The organism is Pantoea sp. SGAir0180 (assembly GCF_043546245.1).
The window spans coordinates 993025-1006245 of the sequence record NZ_CP028071.1 but is presented as its reverse complement, the minus strand read 5'-3'; the positions used below and the strand labels follow the sequence as shown (position 1 = coordinate 1006245).

Below are 13221 nucleotides of genomic sequence, written 5' to 3'. Positions count from 1 at the left end.
AACTATCGGCTTAAAACGCTGACCCATTTCTGAGTGGCGTGTTCCAGTAACCCGTAAACCTCTTCAAAGGCCTCACGGCTTTTTCTGTACGGATCCGCAATTTCCTTCTGATCGAGCCAGTGCCCAAGCAGCATCGTTTTGCCACGCGCTGCCGGGTCAATGCGGTTAACCTGTTCAATGTGGCGCTTTTCCATCACCAGAATCAGGTCATATTCCCGACACAGGTTGGCCGTTAACTGTTGGGCCTCGTGCCCTTCCAGTGACAACCCGTTATCGGCCGCGACTTCAGAGGCGGTTTTATCCGCCGCGTGCCCGACGAGGGCACCCAGACCAGCTGAGGCGACAGAGAGTTGCGGCAGCGCACGTTTGAACAGGCGCTCTCCGGTAGGAGAGCGGCAGATGTTGCCTACGCAGACGACTAACACAGACTTAATCATGGCGAAACCTTAGTTCGACCAGTTGCGGATGCGTTGTGCGGCCTGCGTCGCATCGTTAACACCGGCTATGGTTGGTATCAACTGCGATATCACGCGGTTCCAACGCGTCAGCGGCGTCGAGGTCACGTAGACGATATCGTAAGGTTCGAGTTGGAATTCGGTACCCATCACCATCGATGCAGCATCTTTGGTGTTCAACTGGTAAATATTGGCGATCTTGTTGCGGTCTGTGCCGCGTGTCGGACGGATAACAAAGACACCGGTCGCATCCGACGTGGTCTGATCCATGCCCGCCGCATTGCCCAGCGCTTCCGCCAGCGTCATGCCACTGCGATCCATCTTCAGGGTGGCCTGCTGTTTCACTTCACCCATAACGAAGACTTTCAGATCGTCGTTGCGCGGCACATACAGAATGTCGCCCGGATAAAGCAGATGGTTTTGGCTCAGATCGCCATTCTGCATCAACGCCTGCAATGACACGCGCTGTTCGCGGCCATTATGCGTCAGAACCACGTTGCGCCAGTCGGCGTCCGCAGCCAGTCCGCCCGCGGCGTTAATTGCGTCCAGGATAGTAAGCGGAACGTTGGTAATAGGCTGTTGACCTGAGGTGGTCACCGCACCGGTTACGTAAGTTTTCTGTGACTTAAAGGAAGCAATGCTGACGTCAACCTGAGGACTTTCGATGTACTGTGCCAGGCGACGCGCGATCTCATTACGCACTTCCCCTACGGTCCGGCCTGCGACACGGACCCGACCAATATAAGGGTAGAAAATGGTGCCATCTGAATGGACCCAGTTACCGGTGTCGCTTGCACTGCGGTACTGACCAGCGGGCGTGGTGAGTTCAGGGTGATCCCATACGGTCACGGTGAGCACATCACCAATGCCGATACGGTATTCATAGTTCTGAATCTCATTTTGCAGTGACGGGTTGGCTTGTGCTACCAGTGGCTTAGGACGCATTCTTTCCACCAGGCTCGGCGTTAACGGATACACGTTAACGTACTTGTCGATGTCAAAGTTGTTGTCCTGCTGCTCAATGACATCTTTTCCCGAAGTGGATAAATTTTGCCCCGGCACGACGGTACAGCCGGCCATAAACGTGGCAGATACCAAAACAGGTATCATCTTCATTTTCATTGTAATCATTTAGATCTTCGCTATCAGTTAATGTTTGATAGAGGCAAGTACGCCGCTGTGTAAGCGCTCAAAAAAAGTAAACTATCCTGACTCAGGCACTGAACATGTCGTTCATTATTCTTAGCTCCTGTCTTTTACCGATCACGCGCTTTACCCAGAAAGAAATAAAGCAAAGCAGAACATTGCTGTTTATCAATGCCGTACCGCTTTTTTTTAGAAAAATGTACCAACCCGCTCCCCTGTCGTGTGCTGTCAGAGAGAGGCTGGCACCTTTTTCCTGCGGTTAATAAGCACCATCACGCTTAAGCACGACACCGACGGTTTTGAACAAAATGGCGATATCGTTCCACAACGACCAGTTTTTCACGTACCAGGAATCGAAATAGACGCGCGTTTCATAATCTACGTCGTTACGACCACTGACCTGCCACAGTCCGGTCATGCCGGGTTTGGCCATCAGGTAGTAATCCACGTCACCGGCGTAGCGTGCCAGCTCGTCTTCGATGACAGGACGCGGTCCTACCAGACTCATATCACCCCGAACGACGTTCCACAGTTGCGGCAGCTCATCCAGGCTGGTTTTACGAATGAAGTGGCCGACTTTGGTAATGCGTGGATCGTTTTTAAGTTTGAAATCTTTATCCCACTCAGCACGGGCGACCGGATCGGTACGCAGCACTTCCTCAAGCACTTCTTTGGAGTTGATCACCATCGAACGGAATTTCAGGCATTTGAATTTACGGCCATTCATGCCCACGCGCTCATGACCATAAATCGGTGGACCGCCATCCCGGCCGACCAGAAAACCCAGCACCAGCAGCGCGGGGAGCAGCATGACGATGATAGACAGTGCGCCGACAATATCGAACACGCGCTTCAGGAAGCGTGACGTACGCTTAGCCAGGTTATTCTGCACGCGCAGGATCATGACTTCATGGCTGAAGATGTAGGCCATATCGGTACCGTACAGCGGTACGCCGCGCAGCGTCGGAATGACAGAAACGGAGCGACAGTTGTGCATAGCCAGTGATTTCAGCCACATATCACGGTACTGGCTTTGCTCGAATTCCACCGCCACGATGAACTGGGTGTCCGCATTGGTCAGCTTCCATACGTCCTGTTCGTCGCGCAGAACAGGAACGCCCGACATGACGTCCTGAGGGCAGGTCCCATCAACGTCGTAGAAGGCAATGACATCGAATCCCATGACTTCTTCACTTTGCAGCGCTTCCCACGCTTCCTGGGCATTTTTACTGCTGCCGATAATGATGGTCTGTTTTTTCCACAGGCCATAATTATTTAAGACGCGTTTAAAAACGGAGCGACAGACAGGAATAATCACCAGCGTGATAAGCCAGGTCAGCAGCCAGACAAAACGGGACATCTGCCACTGAGACAGTGCCGTGATTGACAGTTCAATAACGGAAAAAATAAGAATGGTACGAAAAATTTCTTTTAATTCGAACCAGAAAGGTTTGCGATAGGTGTAATGACGCAGTCTGACCCAGAACCAGCCCACGCAAATTACTGACAGGCAAATGTGGGTAGCAATTTTTAAATTTAATTCCCGGTCAGACATATCCGATAAAAGAGACGGAGATGTCAAATTAATTAGCATCATCGCGATAAATAATGCCGCGTTGAAACATATTAAATCAGAACAAGCCAATAATAATTTGGTGATAAGACTTTTAAACGTAAAATGGTTATCGCGCATATTTAACTCTTTATTTTATTTCCTTAACCCACCACGACCAGACCCTGAAGAGAACAGTAATGATGTTGAGCCTGAAGCGTTTCTGAGGGGAGCTCCTGCGGCATTTACGCCATTGTCATTGACTATGAAAACAATAATCCCGTACTCAATACCAACAGATTACTCTGACTTTACCCACACAGGACTGATTAAATATCAAACCACAGCGGCAAGTCAGGCACGCTACCGCCCTTGGCTGTCGGTGCCAATACCGCCTTGATAGCCTCGGGTTCTCCCTGCGCCACAAATGAAGGCGCACAACGCATCCCTTGCCGAATGCGTTTACATTCCGCTGCTTACCCTGACGGATGATTGCGCAAATTACAGGTTCAGACGCAGGCGTTAACTAACTCGTTGCTATACTAGTTATTACTGGCCTGTTTACAAGTGGACCCCGCCATCACCGGACTATTTTAGGAAAAAGACTACCAGTAATAAGTATTGAAGCCGCTCATTTTGGGTGCCAGGGAAGAAAAAAATCAGAATTATTCCATGTTGGCACCAGGATTAATCGCATAAGAAATTCCTCTGAATGGCGAGTGTAGTGACATTAATCTGCAACCTTTATCCCTTACAGTCCTTCCCGCATTAATCATTTCGTCCATTAATTCGCCTGTAATTAAAGTGGCCTGTGTCTAAATAAAGCGTAAAGCGCCTGTCATTCCGCTATTTGTCCCGACGCCGTCTGTCCACTATCATCAGACAAAGCTTATTTTTAGACATTCAGGTGAATAACGCATGCTGGAGGTAATGACCGATCCCTCATTGTGGGCAGGTTTAGTAACGCTAATCGTTCTGGAGCTGGTGCTGGGTATTGATAACCTTGTGTTTATCGCTATCCTGGTGGAGAAACTGCCTGCGGCGTTGCGCGACCGCGCGCGCATTATTGGTCTGCTCATGGCGCTGGTTTGTCGCCTGCTGCTGTTAGCCTCGCTTTCCTGGCTGGTAACGCTGACTCAACCTTTATTCACCTTCGCGCATCATGCCTTTAGTGCGCGTGATCTGTTGTTGTTGTGCGGGGGGCTGTTTTTGCTGTTCAAAGCGACCACCGAACTTAACACACGACTTGAAGGCAGCGATGCGGAGGACACTCAACAAAAGGGCGGCGCTAAATTCTGGCCCGTCGTGGCACAAATTGTCGTGCTGGATGCCATTTTTTCTCTGGATGCGGTGATTACCGCCGTCGGGATGGTCAACGATCTGCCGATCATGATGGCGGCGGTCACTATCGCCATTTTACTGATGTTGTTAGCCAGTAAACCGCTGACGCGCTTTGTTAACAACCATCCGACCATTGTGATTCTGTGTCTGAGCTTTTTGCTGATGATTGGTTTCAGTCTGGTGGCGGAAGGGTTTGGTTTTGCGATTCCCAAGGGCTATCTGTATGCCGCGATCGGTTTCTCCGTCGTCATTGAAGCCCTGAATCAGCTGGCACAGTTTAACCGCCGTAAAGTGTTGTCAGCCGGACGGCCCCTTCGCCAGCGCACAGCTGAAGCCGTGCTGCGGCTGCTGCGTGGTGAAGCGGAACAGGCCGAGCTGGATACGCAAACCGCTTCTATGCTGGCTGACGGTGAGTCTGTTGCCCTGTTTAACCGGCAGGAACGTGTGATGATTGCCAGCGTGATGGGACTGGGGCAACGTCGTATCGACACAATTATGACCACGCGCCATGATGTTCAGCACATTGATTTAAGCGACGATCCCGACGTCATTATGGCCGATCTTGACCGCAATCAGCATACGCGCATCGTTATCACCGAAAACGGTAACGAACCGCTTGGTGTTGTCCATGTTAACGATCTGCTGCATCAGTCGCTGCATCAGCATGCCCTGGATCTGCGTAGCCTGATCCGTCAGCCGCTGGTCTTCCACGAGCGCATAACGGTGTTACAGGCGCTGGAGCAGTTCCGCCAGGCACAGACGCATTTTGCGTTTGTGGTCGATGAGTTCGGGTCGGTAGAAGGCGTGGTGACGCTGAGCGATTTAATGGAGGCGATTGCGGGCAATCTGCCGAACGAAGCCGATTCAGAGGCGCGCCACGACATTCAGCCTGACGGCGCAGGCGGCTGGATTGCCAATGGCCATATGCCACTGGACGATTTGGCCCTTTACGTCACGCTGCCGCGAGAAAACACACAGCATTACCACACGATCGCAGGTTTAATGATGGATCGCCTGCAACATGTGCCGCAGGAAGGCGAAGAGATTCAGCTTGGTGAATACCGGCTACGGACTTTACAGGTCGACCAGCACCGGATTCAGAAGGTAGGGATTGTACCTCACGTCGACGGTGCGGCGCTGAAAGCGTAATTCAGCGCCGGCTGCCGACGGTGATTACGGGTGCGTACTGTTCTTGTCTTTTGCCTGTTGACGATCGAGCCACTGATTGAGGCGTGATTTTGCCTCATTCTGTAGCCTGTCACGCATGACATCATCTACCGGCAGCGTATATTGCGGATTAGCCCAACTGCCATAAATACGGAACGGAATCACCTGGTCGGACAGCGCGGCCACCAGTTTTTCGTCGCCGCGCCAGTCGCTCAGTGTCAGTCCCAGCGTCACATCCAGCTGTTGCTGCACCAGATTGATACGCCCCTCGCCGCGCAGCGTCAGCGCCTTCCCTCCACCGTCGAGATGACTTAACGTCAGCAGCCCATTTTTCATGGCCAGTTGTCCGCTCACCTGCTCAATGCCCTGTCCGGACGCCTGAGAATCACTGCTGACACGGTCGCTGACACGTGCCACGGCACTGCGCACCATTTGCTGTAAGTCGAGCTGGGCCAGTTTCAGATCATGCCCCTGGATATCGGCCTTGCCCTGCCAGCTGCGTTTTGCATCCGCAAGCGTCAGATTTTCACCCGACAATTCACCTTTAAGGCTCAGGGTTCCCTGCAGCGACGGCGGCAAGGCCAGCGCTTTTAATAAAGGCTGGATAGCTATCTGGTTCAGCACCGGCGTAAAAGCGACCTGCGTAACAGGCTGACGAATGTCGATACTGCCCGGTACAGAGAAGCTCCCCTGCCCCACATTGCCTGATAATGTACTGAAGGTTACCAGCCCCCGTTGATTAACCGCTTTGAGGGAGAGTTTGGTCAGGTTCAGGCCACGCCAGACCGCGCTATCGGCCTGCAGCGACAAATCGAGATCAATGTCGTTAAGCGGGGAGTCTGCATTGGTCGGTTCAGGCTGGTCCGCGATGACCGGTGCCGGGGCAATCTGACTGTTTTGTCCACTCATCTGCTGGGTCAGGGTCGAGATAAACAACAGATTGTCCATATTGAGTGCGCTGGCATGAAGATCCAGCGCCAGCTTTTGCGGCGGCGTAAGTTCACCTTCAGCGCGCCCGCTGAGCACGCTGTCGTTGGCGGTCAGCTTAAGATTGCTCACGTCAAAACGGTTTTTATCCAGGTCCCAGCTGCCCTGAAAGCTCAGCGTGCCTTTAATGCCCTCTGGCGGCAGGCTCGCTCCGGTCAGGTTATAGTCGACCTGCGCCACCTGGCCGCTCAACTGATGCGGATAGCGTGATTTGTCCAGTTGCCCTTTCAGCGTCAGGACAGCGGTGCGCTGGTTACGGGTCAGACGGGTCGTCAGGCCGATCGTGGCGATTCTGGACTGATCCTGCTCCATATCCAGATTAAGATTACGGAAGGTAAAGGCGTCCCCGCCCGGCTGCTGCCAGATAAGCAGGCTGTCGGACAGCTGCAGATTGTCGATGTCAAACGACCAGCCGGCAGACGAGGTGGGTTCGCTGTTGTGGGGCGCGCGCGGCGCGTTCTCAGGTGCCCGCGCGGCGCTGTCTGGCGTGACCCGCACGATGGCATTTTTTAACATCACCTGGCTTACGCTGAGCTGATGGGAAAGTAACGGCAGAAGATTAACATCCAGACGCATGTTATCGGCAGAAACAACCGGTTGCGCCGCTCCGGGTGACGTCAGGCTCATCCGTCCGGCGAGAATGCTGAGTTTCGGCCACACATGCCAGCGCAGGTCGCCATCGATAGTGAGTTGATAACCGCTACGCTGTTGGACTTGTTGCACCATGTAGCTACGGAAGTCGTTAGGGTTCACCAGCATGACCAACGCCGTTAATCCCGCTACGACCACCACCAGTAGAATGGCCAGCGTGGTTATCACTCTTCTCATCACATCCTCATGAATTAATCTTTGTCGATACGACTGGCATCAGCACCCTGCTGGCCACGATATTTTGCATTCTCACGGCGATTATAGGGACGCGCTGCCGGACCGGAAAGCGGTTCAAAGCTTAGCGCACCAATCAACATGCCAGGGCGCAACGCCAGAGGCAGTTTGCCTGAATTATAGAACTCCAGCACGATACGGCCCTGCCAGCCCGGATCGATACGGTGCGCAGTGACGTGAACCATTAGCCCGAGGCGGGCAAGTGAAGAACGCCCGTCGAGCCAGCCCACCAGATCGTCGGGAATCGTGACAGATTCCAGCGTTACCGCCAGCGCCAGTTCGCCCGGATGCAAAAAGAACGCCTCACCTTCCGGCAACACGATCTCATCGCTCATGACGCGATCCAGCGCAGCACTGACCTCGTGCTTCGGGCCGCTTAAATCAATAAACGGCGCGGTATGTCCGCTGAACGTCCGGAACTGATTGCCCAAACGCACGTCCACTGTTGCACCATTGATATGTTCCACGGTTGGCCGTGGGGTAATCGCCAGTTTTCCGGTGTCGAGCCAGGCTTCAATATCGCGGTCGCATAATCTCATTACGGTAACTCCATGAAGTAAGTGTAGCGAACAGGGCGCATCTGTGCTTTTAACCTGTTCGCGTCACGCCTTTTGAGACGTAAACTACTCGAAAAACTGATTAATCTTGGCCTTCAGAATATCAATCGCGATGCGGTTTTTACCACCGCGCGGCACGATGATATCCGCGTACTGTTTTGACGGTTCAATGAACTGCAGAAACATCGGGCGTACCGTTTTCTGATACTGACTCATGACGGAATCCATTGAGCGACCGCGTTCATTGACGTCGCGCTTCATTCGGCGCATCAGACAAATATCCAGCGGCGTATCGACGAAAATGGAAAAATTCAGTTCCTGGCGTAACCGCGCATCCGTTAACAACAGAATGCCTTCAAGAATAATGACTTTTTTGGGCTTGAGATGCAGCGTCTCTTGCGTGCGGGTGTGCTCAACGTAGCTGTAAACCGGCAGTTCAATGTCCTGTCCTGCTTTGACAGCGCGCAGATGCTGTAACAGCAAATCATGATCCATCGCGCTGGGATGGTCATAATTGGTCTTAACCCTCTCTTCCATGGTGAGGTGACTTTGATCTTTGTAATAGGCATCTTCGGGAATAACACCGATGTGTTCATCACCCACCTGATCGCGAATTTCACGATACAGGGTACTGGCGATTAAACTTTTACCGGATGCGGATGCACCTGCAATGCCAACGATCACGCACTGATGGGACTTGTCAGTCATACTTTTAAAAACCTGATACTGGAGCCAGAAACTGTACGCAAACTGCGCACCCAGTTAATGGGGCTGAACGGAGAGGGTGATTTGGCGCTAAGTATAGGGATTTCGGTCTTTTGATGCCAGAGAAATGGCATGGCCGGTTTTCAGACTTTCCCCTTTTAACTCGAATGATTTCATCGATAAACTAGCCCTCTCAGACAGCATGACGATGCACAGCACGTATCAGGTCTTACAAACCTGAACAAAAAGGGCCTGGGGCCCGAAAAAAATAAAGGAAAACTATGCTCTGGAAGACCCTCACCTATTTTGGTGACAGTATGTTGTTAATTCCCACGGCGGTGATTATTGCACTGATTTTGCCGTGGAAAAGTGATAACCGGCGCACCGTATGGTACTGGCTTTTTGCCTTTGGCCTGGCGGGGCTGGTTGTCAGCCTGTCAAAAATTCTCTTTCTGGGCTTTGGCATTGGCAGTGCCCGTTTTAACTTCACCGGATTTAGCGGCCACAGCGCCATGTCTGCCACCCTGTGGCCCGTGATGCTCTGGCTGATATCCGGACGCTGGCCGAGCCTGTGGCGCGGTTTCGCCATTGGCGTGGGCTATATGATCCCCTTAATGGTGGGGTTTTCCCGCCTCGTCATCCATGCTCATTCCCTCAGCGAAGTCCTGACCGGACTGCTGTTAGGCTTTACACTGAGCACCGCTTTTTTGCTTTCACAACGCGAAACCGCATTAAAAGGGTTTAGCTGGCCGCAGATTGCCGCCGCGTTGCTGGTGCCGGTGCTGCTGCTGGGACATGGACGCATCGCCACCACGCAGCAGTTTCTTGAGCACTTTTCAGCCCGCCTCGCGGGCCTGGAAAAACCCTATACCCGTGCCGACCTTTTTCGTTGAATAAGGCGAGACGGGCTCGCCTCACAGACGAGCCCGTCAATCGGTCAAATAACGCAATTTAATGATTTCCCCCCTTTTTTCTCCAACAAATGTGCTAGCATTCTTCAATCAGGATGGCTATCTCGTCACCTGCCATGTCAATACCTTGTACCCTGCTGGATCGATAAATGATCGTTGATGCGCTGGCTTCGTCAGATAAATCACCTAATTCGTGGCTTCATGCCTGCGGGCTTGGCCTGGTTTCGTTCGTCCTGACCTTGTTCTGCCTTGAACTGATCGTAGTGAGCGGCAAGATTTCGCCTTTATGGTTTTCCACCGCCTTAATGACCGTGGTGGTGTTTCGCTGCACATCACGTCAGTTGCCGTTGTTCCTTGCGGCCTGCCTGATTGGCACCGCTGCAGCCAATGCGTTTGTCATCGGTCCTGCGCTTTCAAATTTAAAATTTGCCCTGTTGAACCTTTTGCAGGCGGGCATCGGTGGCATGCTGCTGCGCGCGTTGCTTAACCGCGAGGCACCGCTGGTGTCGCTGCGTGACTGGCTGCGCTTTGTTTTTGCCACCGGTGTGATTTCGCCACTGATTGGTGGCGTACTGGCGCTGTGGGTTTTACAGGTTGGACAACAGGCCTCTTTCGCCTTCTTTTATACATGGGTGATTTCGGAAATCATCGGCATGCTCGCGCTTGGGCCGGTTCTGCTGCTGCTCTCCTGGCCCTTGCCTAAGGGTTACCTCAGGCGCACCTCGCTGTTTGAAACACTTTTCAGCCTCGTTCTGACGCTGATTGCCAGCTATTTGTCGCTGCGTTTTTTGCCCTGGCCGTTTACCTTCATTTTGGTCGTGCTGTTCTGGTGCGCTGTTCGGCTGCCCAAGGTGGAGGCGTTTGTCTTGTTCTTTCTCAACGCCAGCTTTATGGCGCTGCTGCTTTCTTTAGACTGGATAATCGTCACGCCTACGACGACGAATTACGCCATGATTGTCAGTTGGCTGCCGTTTCTGATGGTCTTAATCCCCTGCCATATTATGTCGCTGGTCATGGATGCGTTCCGCCATGAAACGCGCCATATCAGTGAAAGCGAAACGCGTTTTCGTAACGCCATGGAGTATTCCGCTATTGGCATGGCGCTGGTTTCACCCGAAGGCCGCTGGCTTCAGGTGAATAAATCATTATGCGACACGCTGGGTTATCCCGAGTACGAATTAAAGAACCTGACTTTCCAGCAGATTACGCATCCTGACGACCTGGGTATTGACGATGGCAAAATGGATAAGCTGCTGGCTGGCGAGATTTTGTCGTTCACGCTGGAGAAGCGTTACTTCCGTAAGGACCATGAAATCGTCTGGGTGCGGCTGACGGTTTCGCTGGTACGGGACAGCGAACAACAACCGCTCTATTTCATTGCGCAGATTGTGAATATTTCTGAATTAAAACAGAGCGAGTTGGTCAACCAGCGGTTAATGGAACGTATCACGCTGGCCAACGAAGCGGGCGGCATTGGCGTGTGGGAATGGAACATGAACAGTGGAGAAATGCTGTGGGATAAACGCATGTACACATTGTTCGGTTTGCAGTCGGATGAAGTGCCCAGCTTCGACTTGTGGATCAAACTGGTGCATCCCGACGATCGCGCATTTTGTGTGCAGACCATACAGCAGGCCATTGAAGAAAGCAGCGCGTTTCAAATGGAGTATCGCGTGATGCGCGAAGAAGGACATTACTGGATACGTTCTCAGGCGAATCGTTTACTCAGTCAGGAAGGCCGGATCGAGCGCATACTGGGCGTTGCACAGGACATTACGCCGCTGCGTAACCTGAACGAAGCCCTGTTTCAGGAAAAAGAGCGCATGATGATTACGCTCGATTCCATCGGCGAGGCCGTCATCAGTACGGATCAGGCCATGCGCGTCACCTTCATGAATCCGGTGGCTGAAAAAATGACTGGCTGGTCACAGGAAGCCGCGGTCGGCAGACCGGTAAGTGAACTGCTTCACATCACCCATGGCCGTCACGGCGCGCCCGTGGAAAATCTGATGATCAACCCCACGCATTCTGAAAAGACTGCGCCCTATCTGTCGGAAGAGTGGGTGCTTCACACCCTGAATGGTGAGCATATTGATATCCATTACACGATAACACCGCTGAAATCGGAATCGGGAACCGAACGCGGCGCGGTGATGGTCATTCAGGATGTGAGTGAATCACGTAAAGTCATGAAACGATTGAGCTACAGCGCGCTGCACGATACGTTAACCCGCCTGCCCAATCGCGCCAGTTTTGAGTTGCAACTGAAGCGACTGCTGTCCGATGCCGCTGAACATCAACATCAGCATGTACTGGTGTTTATTGACCTGGATAAATTCAAAGCGGTTAACGACAGCGCCGGGCACGCCGCCGGGGATGCACTGCTGAGCGAACTTTCCGATTTAATGCGTCACCACCTGCGCAGCACCGACTTTCTCGCCCGTCTTGGCGGGGATGAATTTGCCGTGCTCATGCCTGAATGTCTGGTGGACCAGGCCCGTGATGTGGTGCAGCGTATCGTGCGTGCAGTCAACGACTATTGTTTTGAATGGCTGGGCCGGGCCTATCAGGTTGGGGCCAGCGCAGGCATGACACAAATTTCACCAAATAATTGTCAAAGCAGTGATGTGTTGTCCCAGGCCGATATTGCCTGTTACAACGCTAAACGCAGCGGCCGCGGGCGCTACATGGTGTACGAACAGCATCCGCTGGCCCTGACCGGCAGCCACCATTCGCTGGATCAGGCAACCCTGGATGCCTTGCAGGTGGAACTCCAGGTCTGGGCTGTCGCACCGCCAGGTAAGCCGCACTCAGCCAGCGTCTGGTTGATTGAAGTGCAGTTGTTTACCCGGGAAGGACTGCTGGTGGATGAACATCTGCTGCGTAACAACCTGACTGACGCGGCGCTGAAACAGCGGCTGGAAGACAATATCGTTGAGGCTTTTTTCCGTCATCGCATTGCGGCTATGAGCCAAAAAGGCATTGCTTTAATTTTGCCCGTGGATGTTAACGCGCTTTATAATCCGGTTTTCGTTGAGAAACTTTGTGTCCGTTTTGCAGAATCCGGTCTGGCGAACAGTAACAGCGGTATCGCGCTGCATGCCGCCAGCGTGTTATCGGGCGGCGAGCAGCTTTTGGGCACACTGATGAAACTGCGTCAGGCAGGCTGTCGCATCGTGCTGCAACAGTTTGGCCGTAACCTGGATGCGTTTAATCAGTTAACCGGTAAAGTGGTGGACTGCCTGATTCTGGCCCCCGAGCTGGTGGCGAACCTGCATAATAATCTGATGGATGAAATGCTGATTTCCATTATTCAAAGCCAGACCAATGAACGTAATATTATATTGCTTGCGGGCCCAGTCTCCGTGCCGGCCGTTCTGACCACGCTTACCAGCCTGGATGTTGACGGAGTCTGGGGCAGTGCGGTTGCCGAGCGCCAGCCGCTCAGCAAACTGAGTGAAGATCACCTTTTTGCGATTCGCTAATTCTGCCGCTCGCCGCTTGCCTCACCTTTA

Annotated in this window: 9 protein-coding genes; 3 read left to right on the top strand and 6 right to left on the bottom strand. The window is 52.8% G+C overall.

All coding sequences use genetic code 11. From position 1 onward, the window contains the following. Positions 1-2 precede the first annotated feature (2 nt). From C1N58_RS04760 to wbaP, 3 genes are all read right to left on the bottom strand, one after another. A complete protein-coding gene (locus C1N58_RS04760) occupies positions 3-437 on the bottom strand; it encodes an arsenate reductase/protein-tyrosine-phosphatase family protein (protein WP_054633472.1) in 435 nt (144 codons plus the stop codon). Between the two features lie 9 nt (positions 438-446). Continuing rightward, positions 447-1586 (bottom strand): polysaccharide export protein, encoded by a 1140-nt coding sequence (locus C1N58_RS04755; RefSeq protein ID WP_033740498.1) that lies wholly within the window; start codon positions 1584-1586, stop codon positions 447-449. A 274-nt stretch (positions 1587-1860) separates the two neighbouring features. Continuing rightward, the gene (gene wbaP, locus C1N58_RS04750; RefSeq protein WP_039338133.1) at positions 1861-3294 is read right to left on the bottom strand and encodes an undecaprenyl-phosphate galactose phosphotransferase WbaP; all 1434 of its coding nucleotides are present in this window, start codon (positions 3292-3294) and stop codon (positions 1861-1863) included. Positions 3295-4071: 777 nt separating this feature from the next. Between wbaP and C1N58_RS04745 the strand changes: the two genes are divergently transcribed. Further along, on the top strand, positions 4072-5643 hold the full coding sequence (locus tag C1N58_RS04745; RefSeq protein WP_058708407.1) for a TerC family protein: 1572 nt from the start codon (positions 4072-4074) through the stop codon (positions 5641-5643). 24 nt (positions 5644-5667) lie between these two features. Here the strand turns inward: C1N58_RS04745 and asmA are convergent, their stop codons facing one another. The 3 genes from asmA to udk all read right to left on the bottom strand — a co-directional run bounded on the left by asmA (position 5668) and on the right by udk (position 8798). Next, on the bottom strand, positions 5668-7476 hold the full coding sequence (gene asmA / locus C1N58_RS04740; protein WP_394564638.1) for an outer membrane assembly protein AsmA: 1809 nt from the start codon (positions 7474-7476) through the stop codon (positions 5668-5670). 14 nt (positions 7477-7490) lie between these two features. Next, entirely contained in the window at positions 7491-8072 is a 582-nt protein-coding gene (gene dcd, locus C1N58_RS04735; protein ID WP_006119878.1) for a dCTP deaminase, read from the bottom strand. 84 nt (positions 8073-8156) lie between these two features. After that, positions 8157-8798 (bottom strand): uridine kinase, encoded by a 642-nt coding sequence (gene udk, locus C1N58_RS04730; RefSeq protein ID WP_006119880.1) that lies wholly within the window; start codon positions 8796-8798, stop codon positions 8157-8159. A 278-nt stretch (positions 8799-9076) separates the two neighbouring features. On the opposite strand from udk, the gene C1N58_RS04725 reads away from it, so the two are divergent. Beyond that, entirely contained in the window at positions 9077-9688 is a 612-nt protein-coding gene (locus C1N58_RS04725) for a phosphatase PAP2 family protein (RefSeq protein WP_006119881.1), read from the top strand. A 167-nt stretch (positions 9689-9855) separates the two neighbouring features. Further along, positions 9856-13191: a diguanylate cyclase gene (locus C1N58_RS04720; RefSeq protein ID WP_054633468.1), complete on the top strand. Its 3336-nt coding sequence runs from the start codon at positions 9856-9858 to the stop codon at positions 13189-13191. Positions 13192-13221: the final 30 nt, after the last annotated feature.